Source organism: Enterococcus sp. DIV2449a (assembly GCF_051711225.1).
GTDB lineage: Bacteria > Bacillota > Bacilli > Lactobacillales > Enterococcaceae > Enterococcus_D > Enterococcus_D casseliflavus.
In genome coordinates, this window is record NZ_JBIOME010000001.1 from 2,314,819 (window position 1) to 2,336,957 (window position 22,139).

General features: G+C 41.8%; 22 protein-coding genes and 1 tRNA gene. 2 read left to right on the top strand and 21 right to left on the bottom strand.

From position 1 onward, the window contains the following. Positions 1 to 15: 15 nt before the first annotated feature. The 8 genes from rfbA to IGI76_RS10840 all read right to left on the bottom strand — a co-directional run bounded on the left by rfbA (position 16) and on the right by IGI76_RS10840 (position 9,468). Entirely contained in the window at positions 16 to 882 is an 867-nt protein-coding gene (rfbA, locus tag IGI76_RS10805) for a glucose-1-phosphate thymidylyltransferase RfbA (RefSeq protein ID WP_060792921.1), read from the bottom strand. Between the two features lie 106 nt (positions 883 to 988). Then, entirely contained in the window at positions 989 to 1,693 is a 705-nt protein-coding gene (locus tag IGI76_RS10810) for a glycosyltransferase family 2 protein (RefSeq protein WP_086295564.1), read from the bottom strand. Further along, a complete protein-coding gene (locus IGI76_RS10815; RefSeq protein WP_438781537.1) occupies positions 1,690 to 2,520 on the bottom strand; it encodes a glycosyltransferase in 831 nt (276 codons plus the stop codon). Before IGI76_RS10815 ends, IGI76_RS10810 begins: the two co-directional genes overlap by 4 nt. Then, positions 2,520 to 3,308 carry a glycosyltransferase family 2 protein gene (locus IGI76_RS10820; RefSeq protein WP_005229506.1) on the bottom strand — a complete coding sequence of 263 codons (789 nt, stop codon included), beginning with the start codon at positions 3,306 to 3,308 and terminating at the stop codon, positions 2,520 to 2,522. The genes IGI76_RS10815 and IGI76_RS10820 overlap by 1 nt, the downstream gene beginning before the upstream one ends. Positions 3,309 to 3,576: 268 nt before the next feature. Further along, complete coding sequence (gene asnS, locus IGI76_RS10825; protein WP_005229504.1) at positions 3,577 to 4,875, bottom strand: asparagine--tRNA ligase; 1,299 nt, start codon at positions 4,873 to 4,875, stop codon at positions 3,577 to 3,579. Between the two features lie 43 nt (positions 4,876 to 4,918). Then, complete coding sequence (locus tag IGI76_RS10830; RefSeq protein ID WP_086295567.1) at positions 4,919 to 6,112, bottom strand: pyridoxal phosphate-dependent aminotransferase; 1,194 nt, start codon at positions 6,110 to 6,112, stop codon at positions 4,919 to 4,921. 50 nt (positions 6,113 to 6,162) lie between these two features. Next, positions 6,163 to 6,663, bottom strand: coding sequence for a cell wall elongation regulator TseB-like domain-containing protein (locus tag IGI76_RS10835; RefSeq protein ID WP_010749344.1), 501 nt, complete (start codon positions 6,661 to 6,663; stop codon positions 6,163 to 6,165). 48 nt (positions 6,664 to 6,711) lie between these two features. Continuing rightward, positions 6,712 to 9,468, bottom strand: a complete 2,757-nt coding sequence (locus IGI76_RS10840; RefSeq protein WP_333719335.1) for a helicase C-terminal domain-containing protein — start codon at positions 9,466 to 9,468, stop codon at positions 6,712 to 6,714. A gap of 212 nt (positions 9,469 to 9,680) precedes the next feature. Here IGI76_RS10840 and IGI76_RS10845 point away from each other — a divergent pair, with 212 nt between their 5' ends. Beyond that, positions 9,681 to 10,451, top strand: a complete 771-nt coding sequence (locus IGI76_RS10845) for an SDR family oxidoreductase (RefSeq protein WP_015510036.1) — start codon at positions 9,681 to 9,683, stop codon at positions 10,449 to 10,451. Positions 10,452 to 10,550: 99 nt separating this feature from the next. Here the strand turns inward: IGI76_RS10845 and IGI76_RS10850 are convergent, their stop codons facing one another. From IGI76_RS10850 to IGI76_RS10870, 5 genes are all read right to left on the bottom strand, one after another. Next, positions 10,551 to 11,183 carry an HD domain-containing protein gene (locus tag IGI76_RS10850; protein WP_010749341.1) on the bottom strand — a complete coding sequence of 211 codons (633 nt, stop codon included), beginning with the start codon at positions 11,181 to 11,183 and terminating at the stop codon, positions 10,551 to 10,553. Between the two features lie 110 nt (positions 11,184 to 11,293). Then, the gene (locus IGI76_RS10855; protein WP_003126918.1) at positions 11,294 to 11,494 is read right to left on the bottom strand and encodes a cold-shock protein; all 201 of its coding nucleotides are present in this window, start codon (positions 11,492 to 11,494) and stop codon (positions 11,294 to 11,296) included. Positions 11,495 to 11,772: 278 nt separating this feature from the next. Beyond that, positions 11,773 to 12,897 (bottom strand): baeRF6 domain-containing protein, encoded by a 1,125-nt coding sequence (locus IGI76_RS10860; protein WP_005229492.1) that lies wholly within the window; start codon positions 12,895 to 12,897, stop codon positions 11,773 to 11,775. Positions 12,898 to 13,004: 107 nt separating this feature from the next. Beyond that, entirely contained in the window at positions 13,005 to 13,700 is a 696-nt protein-coding gene (locus tag IGI76_RS10865; protein ID WP_231434835.1) for a ThuA domain-containing protein, read from the bottom strand. Positions 13,701 to 13,796: 96 nt separating this feature from the next. Further along, a complete protein-coding gene (locus IGI76_RS10870; protein WP_200125243.1) occupies positions 13,797 to 14,729 on the bottom strand; it encodes a DUF7916 family protein in 933 nt (310 codons plus the stop codon). Between the two features lie 69 nt (positions 14,730 to 14,798). Here IGI76_RS10870 and IGI76_RS10875 point away from each other — a divergent pair. Further along, positions 14,799 to 14,870, top strand: a tRNA-Arg gene (locus tag IGI76_RS10875). 76 nt (positions 14,871 to 14,946) lie between these two features. On the opposite strand, the gene IGI76_RS10880 is transcribed toward IGI76_RS10875, so the two are convergent. From IGI76_RS10880 to IGI76_RS10915, 8 genes are all read right to left on the bottom strand, one after another. Continuing rightward, positions 14,947 to 16,128, bottom strand: a complete 1,182-nt coding sequence (locus IGI76_RS10880; RefSeq protein ID WP_231435397.1) for a GNAT family N-acetyltransferase — start codon at positions 16,126 to 16,128, stop codon at positions 14,947 to 14,949. Positions 16,129 to 16,188: 60 nt separating this feature from the next. Further along, positions 16,189 to 16,602: a DUF3284 domain-containing protein gene (locus tag IGI76_RS10885; protein ID WP_005229481.1), complete on the bottom strand. Its 414-nt coding sequence runs from the start codon at positions 16,600 to 16,602 to the stop codon at positions 16,189 to 16,191. Then, positions 16,589 to 16,783, bottom strand: a complete 195-nt coding sequence (locus IGI76_RS10890; protein WP_005236946.1) for a hypothetical protein — start codon at positions 16,781 to 16,783, stop codon at positions 16,589 to 16,591. The genes IGI76_RS10885 and IGI76_RS10890 overlap by 14 nt, the downstream gene beginning before the upstream one ends. A 12-nt stretch (positions 16,784 to 16,795) precedes the next feature. Then, positions 16,796 to 17,017: a hypothetical protein gene (locus tag IGI76_RS10895; RefSeq protein WP_005231914.1), complete on the bottom strand. Its 222-nt coding sequence runs from the start codon at positions 17,015 to 17,017 to the stop codon at positions 16,796 to 16,798. A 68-nt stretch (positions 17,018 to 17,085) separates the two neighbouring features. Beyond that, positions 17,086 to 18,483 (bottom strand): PTS sugar transporter subunit IIC, encoded by a 1,398-nt coding sequence (locus IGI76_RS10900; RefSeq protein WP_081116262.1) that lies wholly within the window; start codon positions 18,481 to 18,483, stop codon positions 17,086 to 17,088. Positions 18,484 to 18,564: 81 nt separating this feature from the next. Next, positions 18,565 to 18,882, bottom strand: a complete 318-nt coding sequence (locus IGI76_RS10905; RefSeq protein ID WP_005229473.1) for a PTS lactose/cellobiose transporter subunit IIA — start codon at positions 18,880 to 18,882, stop codon at positions 18,565 to 18,567. 37 nt (positions 18,883 to 18,919) lie between these two features. Beyond that, complete coding sequence (locus IGI76_RS10910) at positions 18,920 to 19,237, bottom strand: PTS sugar transporter subunit IIB (protein WP_005229471.1); 318 nt, start codon at positions 19,235 to 19,237, stop codon at positions 18,920 to 18,922. Positions 19,238 to 19,371: 134 nt separating this feature from the next. Next, on the bottom strand, positions 19,372 to 22,086 hold the full coding sequence (locus IGI76_RS10915; RefSeq protein ID WP_005229469.1) for a sigma 54-interacting transcriptional regulator: 2,715 nt from the start codon (positions 22,084 to 22,086) through the stop codon (positions 19,372 to 19,374). Positions 22,087 to 22,139: the final 53 nt, after the last annotated feature.

The following is a 22,139-nucleotide window of genomic DNA, read 5'->3' on the forward strand; positions in this document are numbered from 1 at the left end:
CAAAGCGTCTCCTCTTTATTCAGCAGCTAGTCGTAATAAATATTGACCATACTGATTTTTTTTCAATGGCTCAGCTAAAGCAACCAACTGCTCTCTTGTGATATAGCCCATTCGGAATGATATTTCTTCCAAACACGCAACTTTCAAGTTTTGCCGTTTTTCAATCGTTTCAATAAAAGTAGATGCCTCAAGCAATGTTTCATGTGTTCCTGTATCAAGCCAAGCGAAACCTCTTCCCATGACTTCAACAGAAAGTTTATTTTTTTCTAGATAAACTTTATTGATATCGGTAATTTCTAATTCTCCACGCGCAGACGGTTTGATATTCTTGGCTATTTCGACTACTTCGTTATCATAGAAATACAGACCTGTTACAGCATAATTTGATTTCGGCTTCTCAGGTTTTTCTTCAATAGACAAGGCGTGCATATCGTCATCAAACTCCACTACACCAAATCGTTCAGGATCATTTACATGATAGCCAAAAACAGTTGCACCTGATTCTTTTGCAGCAGCTCGTTGAAGCATTTTCGATAGACCGCCGCCATAATAAATATTGTCTCCTAAGACTAAACAAACACTATCAGTGCCGATAAACTTTTCCCCAATAATGAATGCTTGAGCGAGGCCGTCAGGACTTGGCTGTACTGCATAGTCAATTTGCAGTCCTAAGTCTTTGCCATCGCCGAATAACTCTTGAAAGCGAGGAGTATCTTGAGGAGTGGAAATAATTAAAATTTCTTTGATCCCCGCCAACATCAATGTAGACATTGGGTAAAAAATCATTGGTTTGTCATAAATAGGCATCAATTGTTTAGAAGTTGCTTTTGTTAATGGATAAAGGCGTGTTCCTGAACCGCCTGCTAAAATAATCCCTTTCATTCATTACGCTCCTTAAATAATTTACTTGTATTTCTCACCACAGCATTATCTCATTTCTAGAAAGCTTTGTCATTCAATTCAAAGTTTTGAAATGAAAATGTAACTTTTATTTATCAAATACTTTTCTCATGAACAGGCTTCTTATTAAACCCCAGCGCCACACGAATTGCTGGCCAAATGAAGCGGATGTTTTGATTTCACTGGCATTTTTTTCATGTCTTCGATACAACGTTAACTGCTTATCAATAAGTTCGATACGGTTGCCTGCCATTGCACCGATCCACATATCATGCATTGGAATTGCTTGCGGAAACGGAAGAATAGCTGGCTTCAACTCTCTTCGAAAAGCCATGCCTGCTCCGATGTATTTATTTTTAAGCACATTTCGTAAAAATCCGACTTTTACATTCCGATAGGCAAAATAGGAGGGTTCAATCACTTCAAGCTGCTCATCGACAATTCTCAAATCAGAAATGACTACCTGTGTCTCTTTTTTTTCATCAAATTTTGCTTTTGTATCAGCAACTTTATCGGGAAGCCACACATCGTCTTGGTCGGCCAAAAAAATCAGATCGCCTGAAGCCTGCTTAATTGCGTGTTCAAAATTCTTGATAATGCCTTTTTGCGGTCCTTCCAAAAGTTTGATTCGGGGATCTGCGCGATAAGAATCGAGGATATTTCTTGTCTTGTCAGTAGAGAAGTCATCCGAAATAATCAGCTCATCATCAGGTGCAAGTTGAATTAGAATGCTGTCCAGCTGTTCTTGAAGATACTTTTCTCCGTTATAAGTGGCTACACATACTGATATCATAAATGATACTTCCTAAATGACAAGTATTCTTTCCATGTTCTTCGACTGAATCGGCACATTTTGGGTGAAAGTGCTTGTTTTATTGTTCGAAAAAAAAGCTGTTTTTCATGTTCCTTTTTCTTTTCTTTATCGAAATCCCTATAGAATTTCGATTCACTGGTAAGAATCTGCTCATATCTTTCCCTAGTCATCGTTTTATAATGCATGACTGAAAGATCATGATTCAACTTTTGGTTTGCGATCAAAAACCGAAAGCCTTCTTGATGTAAGCGAAGAAAAAGCCAATGATCTAAAAAATCCAGCGGAAAAGCATCATTGAATCCGCCGATTTTTTTTATAGCCGCGAGAGTGACTGCGGTGCCGGAATTGATTGCCATAATCCGCTGTTTTTGCTCACCGATAGCAGGATATGCCAGATTTCGATTGATGTAACGATCAGCTAAGACCGGTGATACCTGTGTTGTGCCACTGTAAATCAGCGGCACAACAGCACCTATTTCAGTTCCGATCGTCTCAGTCATAAGAAAGTTTAGGTAGGCTTTTGTCAGCTCCGTATCTTGATCCAAGAGAAGCAGCAAATCAAAATCGCCGCTAGACGCAGACTTAAACCCTTTATTGTATGCTTTGGAGAGGCCGGGATTGGCTGGATCATGGAAATAGGTCACTAATGGATGCTGAAAAAAAGGCTCATCATGACTTTGTGGACTGTTATCATAAACCAGCAATTGGATTTGCTGGTTCTTCACCGCTTTTTCCAAAAGCGGTGAAGCCGACGCTTCTTGCCAGCTTCTTTCATACATTACGATCGTCACAAATAAACGGTTCATCAAAACAGCCTCCAACCCCATTTATTAAAAAATTTCATCATCGAATGCATAAACACCAAAAAGAGTTTTGCACTTCTATGAGCTCCTTTACCGTATAAGTGCACGACTTTTTCAAAGGGCGTATACAAAATGCGGTACCCCGCTTTTTCATATCTCAAACACAAATCATTGTCTTCAAAATACATAAAGAACTGTTCGTCAAAGCCGCCGATTTCTTTAAAGCGAGCGATTTCTACCAACATAAAACAACCAGAGCCCATTCGGATATAACTGGTTTGATCTTGTGGAAGGTCACGGCACTCATAAGCAGACAGTCTTTTTTTAAATACTTTTTTTACCCAATGAAACGGAATAAATCGCAAGAAATAATCGAATACAGCTAATCGTTTTCTTACTAAATACTGAATAGAGCCATCTTCGTTCAAAACCTGAGGAACTACGACAGCTGCTTCATTCTCTTGAATTCTTTTTAATAATCCTTCAATTGATTCTTTCGTGACAAGAATATCAGGATTGCAAATAAATCCGTATTCTTGCGTTGCATTCATTAATAATTGATTGTGTCCATGACCAAATCCAAGATTTTCATTGGCTGAGATGACAGTGACAAATGGATAATCTTGCATTTTAGCAATGTATTCTGCTTTCGAATTATTATCAAATATTTTCACTTCAAAGCGTGGATCCTCTCCTATCTCTTTCTCCAGATGATCCAATGTTTTGAATATATCACGACTATTATGTGTCACAATACTGATGATTATTTTATTCGTTTTTCTATTATCCATAGTGTATTGTCCTTAATGTTATAAAATGAGAGATACTAGTCAATTTGTTATTATATCACATCCCCGCGCGTAAAAAAAGCACACTCGAGCAAGCAAAGCGATTTCTTCTATTCAGTCCCAGCCGCCCGTTGGATTGCTGCTTGCTTCTTTTCTGAAGTAATCCCTCATCATCAAGAGCAGATAAAAACACCAGCCCCGCTAGAGACTTTCTAGCAAGGGATGGTGTGATGAGTGAATCGTTTACGCTTTCGCACAAAATCTTTTTAAATTAAGGATAAATCCGATTCAACAACCGTGGAAACGGAATGGATTCTCTTACGTGCTCGATTCCTGATAACCAGGTAACGGTCCGTTCTAATCCAAGACCAAAGCCGGTGTGAGGAACTGAGCCGTACTTGCGTAGGTCTAAATACCATGAGTATTCGTTTTCGTCCAAGCCGTGGGCGCGGATTTGCTCTAGCAGGTATTCATGATCAATGGCACGTTCAGAACCTCCAATGATCTCGCCATAGCCTTCTGGTGCGATCATATCGGCACAGATCACGACATCTTCTCTCGTTGGATGTGGCTTCATATAGAAAGGTTTGATGGCTTTTGGATAGTTTAAGATAAAGACGGGCTGATCGAATGAATTGGCAATAAAGGTCTCATGTGGTGAGCCAAAGTCATCGCCCCATTGAATATCATCGAAGCCGTTCTTTTGTAATAATGCCACTGCATCATCGTAAGAGATTCGTGGGAATGGTAATTTGGTGTATTTTTTCAAGACTTCACGGTCACGACCTAAGACATCTAGTGCATAGTCACAGTTATCGAGCACATTTTGCACTAAGAATGCCACGTACTGCTCTTGGACTTCCAAGCTTTCTTCCTGGTGCATAAAGGCCATTTCTGGTTCAATCATCCAAAATTCAATCAAGTGACGACGTGTCTTTGATTTTTCGGCACGGAAAGTTGGACCAAAAGAAAAGACTTTGCCAAACGCCATAGCGGCAGCTTCCATGTACAATTGACCAGACTGAGACAAATATGCTTTTTGATCGAAATAGTTGGTTTCGAATAAATCAGTCGTTCCTTCTGGTGCTGATCCGGTTAGGATTGGTGGATCGATTTTGATGAAGCCATTTTTGTTGAAGAATTCATACGTTGCCCGGATGATTTCGTTTCGGATTTGCATGATGGCGTGTTGTTTTGAGGAACGCAACCATAAATGACGATGGTCCATCAAGAAATCTGTTCCGTGTTCTTTTGGTGTGATTGGGTAATCATGGCTTTCCCCAACAACTTCTAAACCAGAAATACCAATTTCATAGCCAAATTTTGAGCGGCTGTCTTCTCTGATTTCCCCAGTGACCAGTACGGCAGTTTCCTGATTTAAATTTTTTGCTAATTGGAAAACTTCCTCACCTACTTCACTTTTTACAACGATCCCTTGAAAATACGCTGTTCCGTCGCGAAGTTGTAAGAAGGCGATCTTGCCGCTGGAACGTTTGTTAGCAACCCATGCTCCGATTTGAACGGTTTCGCCAACGTGTTTTTTTGCATCTAAAATTTGAATAGATTCCACTTGATTCTCTCCTATCTAATTAATAAAGGCACCATAGAGCATTTTAAGCTTTTTGGCGTTTCTTTTCAACAAAATCATGGATTCGTTTGGTAGCTTCCGCTAACGTGTCCCAATCAGTTGCATAGCTGATGCGTAAATAATCTGGTGTACCAAAACCAGCACCAGTCACTACTGCTACGTGGGCTTCCATCAGCAAGGCCTCCACGAAGGCATCAATGGTTTGATAGCCGCACATCGTCATGGCTTCTTTGACATTTGGAAACAAGTAAAACGCGCCTTGGGGTTTCGTCACCTGAAAACCAGGAATAGCGGCAATTAGCGGATATAGTTTGTTCAAGCGCTCTTCGAAGGCCTGACGCATCACTTCGATCGATTCTTGATTCCCAGTCAGTGCCTCAACTGCTGCGTATTGGCTAGCAGCCGGCGGGTTGCTAGTAGCTTGGGAAGCGATATCGATCATCGCTTTGATGATTTTTGCATCGCCGACAGCAAATCCGATCCGCCACCCAGTCATAGAATAGGTTTTAGAAACGCCATTGATCACGATGGTTTGTTTGCGTATCTCTTCTGATAAGCTTGCGATCGATGTAAAGGTATTGCCGTTATAAACCAAACGACCATAGATATCATCGGCAATGATCCAAATATTATTTTCCACTGCCCAGTTGCCGATTGCCGTTAACTCTTCTTTTGAGTAAATCGCCCCTGTAGGGTTGGCAGGCGAGTTTAAAATGATGGCTTTCGTTTTCTCTGTACGAGCAGCTTCTAATTGAGCCACAGAAACTTTAAAATCGGCTTCTTGCTTGGCTTCAACAAACACAGGTGTCCCTTGCGCTAAACGGACTTGTTCCGCATAGCTGACCCAATAAGGCACTGGAATGAGTACTTCATCCTCTTCATCAAGGAGCGCTTGAAACAGCGTATAAAGGGCAAATTTTGCGCCATCTGTCACGATCACTTGGTTTGAATCATAGTCAGCACCATAAAACTCTTTCATATAAGCAAGAATCGCCTGTTTTAATTCAGGAATCCCCGCAGTTGCTGTGTAAAAACTGGCCTTGCCGCTCTCAATCGCTGCGATCGCTGCTTGGCGAATGTTTTTCGGGGTAATAAAGTCGGGTTCACCGACAGTTAGACTTAATACGTCTACACCTTGGTCCGCTAACGCTTTTGCCTTAGCAGATGCCGCTAACGTTGCGGAGGGTTCCAATTTTTCTGCTCTTTTTGAAAGTACCATGTTTATCATCCTTTCTACGATCCAAAATTCATTCTATCATAAGCGTCTTCCTATAGTTCAGTGATCGCTTTGATTTCTTCGCCATCTTTGAAACCAATCAAATAATAGTTCAAACGACCATCGCCATCTTTCGTCATGACTTCCCAAGTTGGCTCGCCTTCAAAAATACCCAATGCGGCCTTTTGGATTTCCTGACCTTGATGATTGTCGCGAACAAATGCCTTAGCTTGTGCTTCCGTCAGCCCATCCGCTTGATTAAAAACAGAAACCTTCTCACCGCTTTTTGGGATGATCACAACGATCTCATTGTTATTCGTATCCTTTCCAACAATGCTAAAGGAGGTTTCCTCACGGGTAAACCAATAAAATTGTTCGACCTCTGCTAAATCGGTGTATCTTTCTGCTATTTCGATTGCTTCGTTTCTTGCTTGTCGCATTGGACGAGAAGAACGGAGATAGAAAATAGAAGCGAAGAGAATAACGACCAGTAAGACTGTGATCGCACTCAGCAAAATAACCACACGCCGATGTTCTTTGTCTTTTGTTTTCACACTTCGTACTCCAATCTTAAATAAAATCCATTATATCAGATGTTCAACTCATTTTTCAAAATCGGCTGCTGCTTTTTCCTCTTGCGCAAAAAAATGTTGGATGTCTTCGGCGATCTCGGTTGGACTTGCTTCAATCAGAGGTAAGTTTTTGGGTAAGCCTTTGACCATTCGTTTGCCATACTTTGTCGATAGCAAGCGTCGATCAAGGACGACCATCACGCCGGTATCCTCCTCGGAACGGATCAAGCGCCCCAACGCTTGGCGCAGCCGTAAAATCGCTTTAGGTAAGGCATCTTCTTTAAAAGAATCAATGCCTTCTGCTTCCAAAAAGGCGTGCCGTGCTTGGACCATGGGTTGTTTAGGGTTCTCAAAAGGCAATCGGGTCACCACAGCGATCTTCAGTGCCTGTCCTGGTAAATCGACCCCTTCCCAAAAACTGCTAGTCCCTAATAAGATACCATTTTCCGCTAATAAAAATTTCTTTAAGATTTTCTCACGGGTTCCGCCAGTCCCTTGAGCAACGATTTCTCTGCCATAATGCAGGGCTTTTTTATTCAATCGATCATAGACATTTTTCAAAGTTTCGTGCGCCGTAAACAACACAAGCGCTGGTTGCGGATTGTCAAACAAAATCGGGACTAACGCTTCGACTAAATAATCCGCGTATTCGGCAGCTGATGCTTGTTGGATCGAGAGACCTTTTTTGATTACATACAGTCGCGTTTGTTTGCTGTAATCATAAAAGGCAGGAATCGTTTTGACTGGCACATCCGTCAAGCCGATCTGATGGGCAAAATATTCTTTGTTGCCTGGGATCTTCAATGTCCCCCCTAGATAAATGATGTGCTGATAGCGTTGGTACCATGTGCTCTCCACGATCGATTGTCCTTCTAGATCAGCTAACTCAATCACAGCATTTCCTGACTGGGGATACTTTTTCAGCCAATGAACGTAACGAGGATGCCACCAAGTCAACCACGCGGTCACTGTTTGTTCCTGTGCGTCCATTTGACTAAAGAAATCAAATAAACGGGCAATCACGATCCGTTGTCTTGCATACCACCGATCATTGGTCAACTCGAATCGCTGACGCAGCTGCTGTTGAATCTCATTGATTTCCTGATAATAGAGGCTCAATTTTTGATGTAGCTTGTCCTGCTCTAATGACCCATCATAGAGGTCATTATGCTGAACGACTTTTAATTCTGGGGCATCGATCGATAAGGTGCGAAAATACTGTTCTTGTGTTTCGACCAAAACCGACAATGCATTTCGATACAACGAGAACATCCGTTGCAAAAAATCGTCCTCGGTAATGATCTGGGCAATTTCTTCAAATAGTCCTTCTTCATTCAGCTGTAAAAACTGCCGCTTGAAATGAGCAGAGTCAAAGACATGTTGACTAAAGCCTTCTGCTTGCTGCGGCAACTGTTGGGCTTCATCGATCAACAAATAATCACTCGTTGGCAACAGTGGCTGCGCCCGTCGGTTTTCCTGCATTAAAAAGGCATGATTGACGATCAAAACATTGCTTTGCGCCATCCGCCGATATAAATGTCGAACAAAATCTTGTTCATAGAAGGGTTGATCTTTGGCTAAAAAGTCGACCCCGCGATGGCGAATGTCGGTAAATAAAGGATGATCAAGACGAACTAAATTCAATTCATCAAAGTCACCTGTTTCTGTTTTGGTCAGCCAGACTAAGATCCCCATCTGATATTGGGCGTATTGCTTTTGTTCTACCGGTTGATCCAGCGTCGCTTTAAAGCGCTGCAAATCAATGTAATGACGATGGCTTTTGACCAAGACCGCTTGCAAAGGCTGCTGCAGTACTTGGTTCACCAATGGAATGTCTTTGCTAATGATCTGATTTTGTAAAAGAATCGATGAGGTGCTAACGATCAATGGATTTTCTGGCGTCGCTAAATAAGCGGCTGGAAACAAGTAACCGATGGTTTTTCCCATCCCCGTTTCTGCTTCAATAATCAAATTTTTCTCTGGTTGGGTGTAATGCGTATACACCGCATTCATCAAACGTGCTTGTTGTTTCCGATAGATCAAGTGCTCGCCAAAGCGCTGTTCTTTTTCCGTTTTTACTTTCGGATACGTTTCTTGAAAATGCGTGGCTTCAAAAAGCGGAACAGTTTTTTTTCGCAGGACGACGCCGTCGATCACTTCGAAATCTTCCGCCAACTCTGGTCCTTTTTCTTTCAAAATTCCGTGAATATACTCACTCGTTTGCATCCCCATCTGACCGCTTAAAAGCGCAATCTGTTTAAGAGTCGTCCGTGGTAGCTGTCGCATGATTGCTTCAATGTATAAAAATAATGCTGCGGTCACTTCTGCATCACTATCGGCTTGATGCGGGTTGTCATGACGAAAGCCGATGCTGTCTGCCAGATCACCTAAGCGAAAGCTGCTTTCTGTCGGCAAAAACACTTGCGCCAATTCCACCGTATCGATCCCTGGAATCGATAAAGGCGGCAGACCGCAACGAACAAATTCATTGCTTAAAAAATGATAGTCAAAATAAATGTTATGCGCCACAAAAATCGTATTGCTGAGTAAGTTGTAGATCGTGTCAGCTATGTCTTCGAAATAAGGCGCTTTGCTTACTTGCTGGTTTGTGATGTGTGTCAATCGTTGAATTTGCTTAGAAATTCTGCGGTCAGGGTTGATATCTGCGGCAAAACGATTAATGATCTTGCCATCTTGGACTAAGACGCAGCCAAATTGAATAATTCGATCAATCGTCGAATCGGTTCCTGTTGTTTCAAGATCCACCACAGCGTATATGGGTTTCATTGTATTCCTCCTTGCACACTGTCTGCATTATACTACAAAATCAATGGCGATTACATCTGTTTTCCCATCGGATACGAGGGTTCGCAGGAAGAAGAACCTTACTATCTAGTATCCGTATTTATCAGCCAAAGGAATTTGTCACTCGTCGCTGATCGCTTTTTTCGACAAAAAAAGAGATCTTTTTTATAATTTACTATAAGGAGGCGAAAAAAATGAATGATTTCAAAAACAAACGAGTGATTGTAACGGGGGCTGCTTCAGGGATTGGAAAAGCGGTGGCAGAACAATTTCTAGCCCAGGGTGCTCTTGTTGGGTTGATTGATCGCAACGAAGAGGAGCTGCAGGAGTTTCTTGCTGACTATGACGCACAAACCCACTATCGTGCCGTTGACGTCACTGAAGCAGAGAAGCTGCAAGAAGCGATGAGTGGTCTTGTGGAAGAACTAGGTGGTCTCGATGTACTTCACGTCAATGCCGGCATCAACGGTACTTGGACACCGATCGAAGAATTGACGGTGGCGGAATGGGACCAGACAATCAACACAAATTTACGCAGTACCTTTATTACCGTCAAAGCTGCGATCCCATTTATGAAAGCAAACGGCGGCAGCATTGTCATCACGAGTTCAGTCAATGGAAACCGCATCTTCAGCAATTTTGGTGCAACTGCTTACAGTACATCTAAGGCAGGTCAAGTCGCCTTTACAAAAATGGCTGCGCTGGAACTTTCTGGTTATAATATTCGGGTCAATGCCATCTGCCCTGGGGCGATCGCAACGAATATCGATGCCAGCACAGAAATTGAAGAAGAGGTTGCTCGCGTTGAGATCCCCGTCAAATATCCAGAACGTTCTCGACCATTAAAACAAGAAACAGGCGTGCCAGAACAAGTCGCCAACCTTGTGCTTTTTCTATCTTCAGAGGCTGCGGGCAATATTTCTGGAACGGAAGTCTATATTGATGGAGCGGAATCTTTGCTTTAATACAACAAAAAAACGAAAAATCAAACCTGCTCCCCTCACTTGTTTCAAGTAAAACCTGTGAGATGGATCATTTCTTGATTTTTCGTTTTTTCTTTTTGTTTATTTTTCCACCAAAGCTGCGATTTCTTCTAGAAAAGCAGTCTTGCCATAAAAATCTGCATTCAATAACTCGGGAAAAATGGCTTCAAAGAAATAGGTCACACATGGACGATGCTGAAACGCTTTGACCGTCAAAACCGCTTCACGAAACATTTCTTTGAACACTTTGTCGGGGTTGCTTTTTGAGATCTCTTCAAAAGACTCATACAAAAGATCGATCTTATCCGCAATTGCCAACAGCTGTCCTTCAAGGCTGTTGTCTTTGCCATCCGCCAAGCGTCTGCGATACGTCGCTTGAAAGCTTTGGGGGATTTCTTCTTCGATGAAGGCATCGGTCATTTTTTCTTCAACGGTTGATAACATCGCCCGCAATTCTTTGTTTGCATATTTGACTGGCGTTTTGATGTCGCCAATGAAACGTTCCGTGTAATCATGGTTCAAGGCTTTTTCATAAAGAATTTGCCAATCGACTTGATTTCCCGCTTGTTCTTCGATATCGGCTAAGGTCTGGGCAATCATGGTTACTCGAAACGAATGAGCGGCCACGCTGTGCTCGGTAAACTTAAAAAATCCAGGTGCTCGTTGGATTTTTTCTAAATTAGCCAATCCAAGAATAAATTCATTCAATCCCATCAGTTTGCCTCCTTTTTTTCTAAGAGTATAACAACTACTTTCTCCGCAAGCAAATATCACGCGCACAAAAAAAAAGAGCAGCTAAGCTGCTCTTAAAAGGCATTCACAAATTACGCTTTGTTAACGTTAGTCGCTTGAGGGCCACGTTGTCCGTCTTCGATATCGAAAGTCACTGCTTGACCTTCTTCTAAAGTTTTGAAGCCTTCGCCTTGGATAGCTGAGAAATGAACGAATACATCGTTACCGTTTTCTGCAGTGATGAATCCAAAACCTTTGTCTGAGTTAAACCATTTAACTGTACCTGTTTCCATAATAAAAATCCTCCTTGTGTTTATACACATATTTTGCAATTACTTGTATAAGGTGAAAATGTGGAAGATGTTTAAGATGAAACAAGCTACCATAATTTACCATAACAAAAACTACACTTTGTATTATAGCACATTATCTTCTTTATGACTAATAGAAAATCAAAAAAAATGAAAACGCCTTTATTTTTTTATGATTCGCAAAAAGACTGCTGCACTAAAGATCTGCAACAGTCTTTTCTTTTTTGGAAACGATTTATTTACGAAGGACGCAACTGCGTTTAGTAGCGCAAAATCGCAGTCAAACTTTTTTCTCCTGGGGCATCTTTTTGTTCCAAAATAGATACCTCGCCGCCATTTTCTAAAACATCGATTGCCAGCGTATTTAACACTTGGCGACGATCGTATTCCGTGTCAGGATCTTCTCCAAACCCATCGGCGAGATTGGAAGTCGCTACAAACAGATTGGCGATCCTGCCTTCTTTAGCTGCAGGTACGATATCAACCAATTGGTCAATAAATTTCCGATCCAACAGCTTGCCGTATTCCCCAACTTCTTTTTGTGTCAACTCCGCAATCAGCTTTTGCGTACACGTTTGGATCTCTTTCAAAGATAACGATGCTGGTGAAGAGGAAATGCTTGGTTCTGCTTTGAAAAAGTTCGTTTTTGCCACTTTTTTAAACAGCGTTTGATTTTCTGGTAAAGCAAAAAGATACATTGGTAAATGCTCTTCGTTTGAAAAATCATTCTTAAAAAATGCATCAACTGCTTGGTAGTAGTTGACGTGATCGATCTCGACTTCTTCATCTTTGGCACTAAAGCCGTGATAAGCGACGCCTTCTCCTCCTGAGTTAGGGCCACCTTGGGCACTGTAATTAAAGTTGCCGCCGCCAGTGATTTCTTCCCCCAGCGCTTTTTCGATCGTTGTCGGTGCCTCTTCTGGCAACTCGACTTCACGCACTTGATTGTTTTCAACTTGATAGACTTGCATTGAATCGCGATTCAACGCTAAGAGATAAAATGGGTAATTAAATTGTGCGTTTTTGATGACAGCTAATACATACGGGGTTTCCCCTACGTAATATTGATCATCCACACGAATACTTAACCGATGAACTAGTACATCTTCTGGTGTGATAATCACCGCCACACTCGTTGTACTGTTACGCCAAAATGATTGATCTGCAAGCAGTTCATCAATTTTTGTTTGAAAAAGATCCCAAGAATGTTCTGGGTATTTCTTTTCAAAGCGGCGCTTCGCATCTTTGGCAAAGTTCTTAAATTTGATTTGATCCTTTTCGACATTCTGGTGGCCGACATGCGTATTGAGCATGATCGTGACAAATGGTCCTTTGATTCCGTCAGATATTACCTGCGATAAAAAACTTTTTCCAAATTTTCCCATTCCACATTACCTCCTGCTTAATCAAATACAAATAAAGTGTACCATGCTTATTTTCTTCCATAAAGTAAAACGATTGCACGCGTTTATTTCTTCATTCGTTTTTCTGATTACTCACTATACTGGCTATTTTTCAGCGGATCAGCCAAGGTATTTCTGGTGGCCCATAGAAAGCCTCGTTTAGTCCAAGTCTGAATGGTGGGCTCTTCTAGCTCTTTTAGACTGTGTCCAATGGATTGAAAAAAGACTCTGCCCTTGCCCCATTTTTTGATCCACATCATTGGCAGTATGACTTCTTGGTTAGCTGCATTCGGATGATCTTTAGCGGCAAATATTGAGGTAGCTAACACAGTGACGGCTGGATCAACCAGACAATAGTATTGCTCCGTCGTCAACTGAGGGATCGATTGCGTATTTGCCGTAATATAGTGATCTGTCGTAAGATCGATGCTATAGGTCGTTTCCAATCCACCAGGATGTGCCAAAAAACAGCCGCCAGTCAGAAACAACCAGCCTTTACTGGCTTGAAAAGCCGAGGCAAAGCCGCCATGAACGCCTGCTAATCCTAACCCTTCTGCTACAGCCTGAGTGACATTTTGTAGCGGCTCATCAGGCAATTCTCCTCGCGTCCAATTCATGATCAACAGATCCAGCCTTTTTAATTCTTCTTTATGATAGAGAGGTTCAAAATCTGAGGCGAGTGTCACCTGATATCCTTCTGACTCCAGCAACGTTTGGTAAAACTGACTGGTTTCTTTTGGGGCGTGTCCTTCCCATCCTCCGTAAATGATCAATGCTTGTTTCATTTTGTGTTTCCTCCTTTCTTTCTAACTTAGCGAAAAAAATGCAAAAAGCGAAGCAGAACGATTCTCCGTTTTCCTTCGCTAGTAATTTTTTCTGATTTAACGGTTGATTGAACGTCCGACACGATTGATCGTATGGCGCATGCCTCTAATCGCAACCGATGTTTCAAAAATATTTTCGGTCGGTGCCATGCCGCCATAACCGGCATCACCGATATGCTGCAGGTCGACCCCACAAGTTTTGTTGATAATGGCTAATTGTCGCAACGTTTCCGGACGCGCACTCTCTTGACTCGTTCCGATCGCTGACATCGTCAATAAGTCATATTGTTTGGCAATTTGAACAGCTTCAATCAGATCCTTTTCTAGAAAGCCTTGAATCGAGCCAACGGAAGGCAGTAACAAAATATCTGCCCCAGCTTCAGCGTAAGAAATGATGGCTTCTCGATCAACCACAGGTTCATCTGAGCCGGCACTGTGCATTTTTCCAGCGATGATCAACCCAGAGAAATGTTCTTTTGCCAATTTTACTGCTTTAGCGATTTCTCGGTTGGTCACACCTGTTCCAGGATTGCCTGTAAAGCAGAGAAAGTCCACCCCGAGTTCTTGGGCTTTTTTGATGGTGTCAACCGAACTTGTTCGGCCTTGACTGATGCTGATCTTTTCACTCATCATCTCCGTCGTAGCTGGGATCGGCTCAAGATTGATGCCGACAGGTCGTCCAATCAGTTGTTTTAGTTGAGGAATCGGGTTTTCAATCGTTTGTGTAGGATCAAGCAGCTGCTCCAATGTGATACCAGGCATCCCAAAAATAGCTGGACGATAACAATCAAAGCCATTCAACAAAATCAAGTCAGCCCCAAAAGCTGCCGCGACTTCTGCGTTGGTGATATCGCCAGCTTGCGGCATGGTTTGAACCACCGTTTCACAGACGATCACTCGTCCTTCGCTCGCTTTAATGGATTGCTTTAATTCTTGCGCCGACATTTCTTTGATTTCACTATAGTTTGCACTTATCAATCGTTTGACCATGTTTTTCTTCCTTTCTTTTCCTTCTCATCTTGCGAGAAACACGAATAACAGGTAAAATATAGCTATTGTGTTCCCTTAGTTAAATGGATATAACAAGTCCCTCCTAAGGATTAGTTGCTGGTTCGATTCCGGCAGGGAACGTTTTTTGAAGAAAAAGATTCCTTATTTTTAAGGAATCTTTTTCTGTTGGAAAGTAAATACCTCTGCCTCGATTTGCTTAGAAATAATCTTCCAGAATCGGCTTTCCGTCTGGTAAGTTTTCCTGAATCATCACTGCAGCTTCCTTCTCCGTTTCCATTTGCTGGAAAAAGACCAGAGAATCGAGGGATTGTGCCTGCATGAACAGCTGCACAAAACGCTGAATCGACAAGGTTGCTTTTGGCAGCTTGGTAGCCGTCGTTTTCGTGACCTGATGCTGAGCGGTTTCGATTGTCACTTCATAACAGCCATTATTCCATGGGGCATATTCATCCCCTTGAATTTCTATGGCAAAACCGCCGGCTTTTTTCAATGTGAATGGATAACTTTTTAGAAACCCTTCCACATCGATGACGCGCGCCATCATGTCCGGACGCACTTGGTAGTGAGCCAATGGTTTGGCCGCGTTTGCTTGTAGGACTTCCCCATCAAACCCTGGTCGATAGTTAATCTGTGCTACTGAATCTGCATGAGAGACGATAAACCGATTAAATCCTTGATACGCGTCAGCGGTCAAATAGCCCCACTCTTGAATATCAAAGCGTCCTCCTTCAACAAAGTAGATCAAATACCCTTCAGGAACGCCCGCTTCATTGCGATAAATCGCAAACGTATACGGTCTGCGCAAAACAAACTTGATTTCTTCCCACCAGGCTTGGCGAATCAGCCCACCTTTTTGATGGCGAGGCAATTGATGATAAATCTCGTGAATGATCGGCTGTGCTTCCTCCCAATTCATGCGTTGAATCCTTCCGTTCACTTTCTTGCCATCGGGCCATTGATGCGCATCAACTTCATAAACGGTGCGTTCAAAGGTATATTCATACCCATATCTGCGATAAAACGCAAAGGAGAAAGGTGCCAGATAGGACAGAACGATTTTTTGTTCATAGCAATCTTTAATGATTTGTTTCATGATCCGATCGATCCGACCTTGGCTGCGATACTCTGGATAAGAAGCCACAAAACCGATCCCTGCCATTGGATAGGTCGTTCCATGAAAATTCACATCAAAAATAGTTGCCATGATTTGGCTCGCTAGTTTTCCATCCTCGTCGTAGGAACCATAATTCCATGAATTCTCCGCAAGCTTGCGATAGCGATTGATATTTGTTTCATTCAACTCCCACTGAAAGGCATAAGAAACCAATTCCAATACTTCTTGCGAACCGAATTCGGTCATTTTTTTGACATCTGTCATTCCTTCATCTCCTCTACTTGAAAACACGCAAGAAACGCAAAAAAGGCGTCAGTCGACCCCTTAATATGCTTCTTCCATCATACTCAACATTTTTTTAAATTGCTTGCGTTTGAAATATCCTAGAATGGTGCCTAAGAGCATGTCATTCAATTGTTGGATCATTCCTTCAGAAGTCATTTTTTCTTCATAGTGCAAGGTGCAATGCGCGTCATCTATCGCTTCAATTTGATAGTGTACACGGAAGGTATTTTTTTTCGTCGCCGTTTGGAACGCATAGGCTTGGTTTTTCTTGACTGTTTCAATCGTTATGTTGGCATTGCTATCTTTATAAAATTGTTTTAGATAACTATAGCCTTCTAATTGGTCTTCTGTCAACGTTTGATCTGTCGCTTGTTTAATATCATGTAAAACGGAATCGATGATCGTTTTATATAAAAAGTCAGCGGGTACATTCATTTTTTTAGTGATTTCCATCTTGCGCCTCCTTGTCTTTCTTGTTGCGTTTGTGTCCAATTGAAGCCATGATTCCTCCAATAGCCATTAGAATGACTGACGTGATGAGATTCACCCAGTGGTATTCACCTGACTGCGCATTGGCGCTGTATATAAATAACATACTACCGATACTTATAAAAAACAATCCATTTTTAAACATGATATCACCTCACTATTGACTAACGACGTTGAAGTATAGTACTCGGCCCCAATCGGTATTTTTGATTGCGTCCTTGGCAAGCTTCACTGCTTTTTCTTTGTCATCTGCCGTTGTTTCAAAAATCAACTGAATCCCTTTTTTTTCTTTGAAGGTATACTTGATCTCATCTTCTGACAAAGACTCAAGTAATGCTTTGATGTTGTCTTGCTGCATTGCGGAATTTACGATAATCATTTTTTCTCCTCCTAAAAAAGATAGCTAGATGGGTGAAATCACCCATCTAGAACGTTTGCTTCGTTTGATTAGTTCTCTTGGTCTGCTGGATTGATTTTGTTGGCAGCAATAATAAATGGTGCCCAGATCAATAAAGCTACAGCCAAATTAATGATCGTCAAGATGATTGCACGCCAGTCCCCACCGGTAGCCAAGAAGCCACTTAGGATCGTTGGCATTACCCAGATCACATTTACCACAACTGGTGCAACTAAGCCTAATGTTGTTGCAAAGTAAGCAATTGTCGCTGTAACTAATGGTGCAACAATAAATGGAATGATAAACAATGGGTTCAACACGATCGGTAGACCAAACATTACTGGTTCATTGATGTTAAACAAACCAGGTCCAATCCCTAGTTTACCAACTGTTTTGTAGTCGGCACGTTTAGAAAATAGCAAGATTGCGATCAAGAGCATTAAAGTCACACCTGCTCCACCAGGCCAAACAAACGCTTCGAACGAACCTGCTACCCATTTATAAGGAACTGCTTCCCCTAATTGGTAAGCATTGGTATTTTCAACCATGGCCACACCGTAAATCGATTGTAAAACGGGTCCCATGATATTTGTACCATGTAAGCCAAAGAACCACAAAACATGGACAAGTAATACAATGATAAATACGGCAAAGTATCCTTGAGAAAGACCCAATAATGGTTTTTGGATCGATTCGGAGATCCAGTCAATAATTGGCATACCAACGAAACGTTCAAATAGGTAGTAAATCAAACCTGATGCATATAGCCCGGCGATCCCTGGGATAATTGCTGCGAAAGCACGAGAAACTGCTGGTGGCACTGAATCTGGCATTTTAATAATAATATTTTTTTGCATCAATTTTGCAAAGATAATAACTGAAACGAAACCAAAGATGATTGCGGTGAACAATCCTGAGCCGCCCATATAAGCACTAAATGGGAAATAGCCCCAGCCAGCAGCACTGATCGTTGAACCATCTGCTGCAAATCCTGATGTAGCACTTGTGCTGTTGATCAAGTCTACTACGTTGGTTGGTAGTGCTTCTTCTAATGCTAAAGAAAGAGAAGCTGATTGTGGAATACCCATAATAAATGCTGCTAAAGAAACCAACGCACCTGATAGTGCATCAACGTTGTAAGCCTTTGCTAAATTATAGCCAAAAGATGCTGAGAAGATAACCGCCATGATTGCTAAGGTACCTGTCCAAACTAATCCGTTGACGGCGATCACTGGTGTGAAAAATTTGGTGATTGCATTGTCCGCACCTAGATAAGTGTTTGGAAAATCACGCATGAAGGCGTTCAATAATACTGCAATTGCCCCAGCCATCGTTGCTGGCATCATTCCGATAAAGGCATCCCGCAAAGCAACCAAATGCTTTTGCGCACCAATTTTAGCTGCAACTGGGAGAATGTGTCTCTCCATCCAACTTGTTAATCCATCCATTCTTAATTCCTCCTATAAGTTCTATTCGTCAAAGAAGATTTTTTGATTCATCGACAATAACTACTTCTATCCGTTCAAAGATTATTCGTTATTTAGACGTCGATAGACATCAATGATTTCTTTCGCTAAATCGGTAAATGCGATTGACGTCATTAGGTGATCTTGTGAATGCACTGTCAACAATGTCACGGTCATATGATTGCCTTGCGCTTCTTGTGTCAATAATCCTGTTTGCGAATGATGCGCTTCCACAAGAGATGCTTCAGCATCTTTGATTTTTTGGTCAGCTAATTCGAAGTCCCCTTCTTTTGCTGCCGCGATTGCTTCCATTGCGTCACTTTTTGCATTACCACCATACATGATCAATCCCATAATGGCTTCCAAATTTTGCTCATCCATCTTTAAAAATCCTCCTTACACTTCGATCCTAAAAATCTTAGTTCATTAATGTTTCTGCTTGTTGCAATACTTTTTCGCCGTTCATCATGCCATAGTCTGCCATATTGATCACGTCCAAAGGAATGCCTTTTGGTGCTAGCTTTTGTTCAAATTGTGATTTCATGAATCGTACTTGTGGTCCTAATAATAGAACATCGACTGGTTTCGACTCCAAATGTTGGTCGGCTTCTGAAGCTGAAACAGCAAAGATATCTGCTTCCATTCCTTTTGCTTCGGCTGCTTTTTGCATTTTCGTCACCAATAGACTGGTACTCATTCCTGCTGAACAAACAAGCATAATCGTTTTTTTTGCCATCGCGTATCTGCTCCTTTCTGTTGTAAGTTACACTTTACTATAAAGCAAAAAGCGTGCCAAAAAAAAATAAGTCCAGACCTTTATATATCAATGGTCTGAACCAATTTTTCTTTTGCACACTCACGGATTTTTCATTACACACTAATATTGTGTGCGGATTCATCATAACTTTTTATTTCATTTTCTAAGAACATTTGTGTTAAATAGGCGATCTCATCTTCAGAGATTTTGATTTGATAGTTTTTCTCTATCTGCAATAAATGAGTTCGTAACACATCTGTTTCGATACGATAGCGTTTTTGGAAGGCCGCCAAATTGGGGAAGGTACGAGAATGTTCCTTCTTCAATAAACTTTCCACTAGAAAGGCTAAATGAATCACTAAGCCCGCATCAACGGTAGGTTCCACAATCACATGCAATTGATTTTGAATTTGATGAACGATTCGTTGTAGACTTTCGATCAGATGATAGACGGACCCCACATGCGTTAAAGTATTTTCTAATGAACGTACGATTTTTTCAATCGGCACTTCATCTGAAACGATCCGCTTCAGTACATTCAACCGATTGTCATCAAAGACATCATAGGCGGAAAAGAACGGGATATTTTGATAATCGATCTCGACGGTGCCCGCAATGGCTTTGATCTCATATTCTTCTAGCAAGCCATCAATATGTTTCTTGAAGGTTTCTTTTTCAATAAATTGCATTTGAATGATCTCGACTTTTGATTGATCGACGACGGGATAAATTCGTTGATAAAGTTTGGCAGCGACACCTTCTCCAGTAAAGCAAGTGACGATGACTGCCTTTTTATTTCCCTTCGCTTCGCGAACTGTGCGGAACTGTTCTTGCACGATGGTTTCAAAAGAACGCTGAATGTTTTGATAAATGTCTTCTAAACTTCGGCCACTTTCCGCCATTCGCAAAGCCTCTAAGACGATCATCGTACTGACCATCGAGATGGCTTTCGTACGAATCCCGGTCTCTTCGGAAATCAAATTCGCAAATGAATTGAGGGAACCCATATCAGTTAAAAGCAATAAGCCGTTGCTCATCTTTTCCTTATTGTCAGTGACATAGTTCAATAGCTGCTCATACATTTGACCGACTTCCATATCTAAAGACATATTCATCGCTTTGCCGTGGTCAGTTTCAAGCAGCTCTTGTGCCGTTTCCAACATACTGCTGGCAGTCGCCTTGCCGTGCATCAAGACAATGATCTCAACTTTTTCAAGGGGCAGCTGCGAGGGTTGTTTGACTTGAATCGCTAAAAACATACTGATAAAGCCGATCTCATCGAAGGGGATCTCGACATGGCGTTCTTCTTCGATAATGGTCGATAGATCCATTGCCACCTGGAACTCGGATTTCAAGTTTTTTCTGACTGTATTCAAATCTGGGTGAACGATCATATGTCCTTCCTTGACACGTTCCAGTGTACTTTGCAGATGCAGTGCAAAGGCAAAGCGGGCTTTTTCACTATAGGTTCGAGACAATCTTTGCCCAGCTAGATCATAAAGAACATTTGTCAGTTTCCAAATGTCTTCTGGAATCAGTTCTTTATGAACGGGATTTTGGATCAATTCTTCGACATACTTTTCAAAGTACGCATCGACATCTTTAGAGATCAAATTTTCCAGATCGACATTGGCTACGCCCGTTTCAATCAGCGAGCTGACTTTTTCTTCGATTTCGTTATACACTTGCATATTCCGTTGTGGATCACGAGACCAGACGACATCTGGATCGCCAGGTTCAAAACTTAGAAAGTCGCCTTTGCCATCTAAAAACCGATCCAAGCGTTCCGACATTTCTTTGATCTTCAGCAAGCCTTTTTGAACTTGCAAGGAGCAGTCGCCTTTTCGTATCAGCAAGTGTTTTTTTCCATAGGTTCGATAATGCAAAAATGCTTTGGCACAGACGAGTTTAAGGTCGCGCTTGATTTGACCAATATTGCCTTCTGCATCATAGAGCATAAAGGCCAATATCGCATCTCGTTCGACATCGATTCGTTGGTTCAGACGGGTCGCCTCTTGCTTGATAAACAAGGAAATGATTTCATACCGTTCATCTAAGGAACGACTTTCCACATTTGGCAAAGTAATAGCCATGGGAATTCGCCGATTGAAGGTCGTTAAAAAGGTTTCTGATGATTCCGTGGTGGCACCGATGATCTGCACGGCGGCTTCATGAACTTGATTACTTTCCCCTAAAGGACGGTAGATCCCTTTATCAATGAAGGTGAAGAGCATTTCTTGGCCTTCTGGCGGCAGTCGATGGATCTCATCTAAGAACAGGATGCCGCCATCGGCTTTTGCTATCAACCCTGGACTATCTTCTGCCGCACCAGTGTAGGCGCCTTTTTTAATGCCAAAGATGTGACCAAACAACAATTGCGGATTTTGTGCATAATCCGCACAGTTAAAGGATACGAATGGGGCATCTTTTTCTAACATATTTGATTCAACCGCAAAATGGTACATACATTCGGCAAATAAGGATTTACCCGTGCCTGTCTCACCAAAAATAATGGTATGGAGTCCTCTAGGTGGATATAAGATCGCCGCTTTGGCTTGCTGGATACTTACTTTCAAGGAAGCTTGGACTCCAACCAGACTTTCAAAACTAACTTCAGAGGAAACATCCACATGGACCGTTTCTTCTAAAGGCTCATAAACAACCGGACGGCCGGAACGTTTGCCGATTTTCTTTTCTTTATAAAGCTCACTGAGATAACGGCTTGCATTGCTGCGATCGATTTGTAAGATTTTAGCGACATCAACTGCGGTCAACCCTTGCTTATGCAGTTCGATCGTTTGAAAAATCTCTTCTTTTCGCGAATTCATTCGATAGCCTCCTCATTTTTTTACACACTAATAATAAACAACGTTAATGGTAA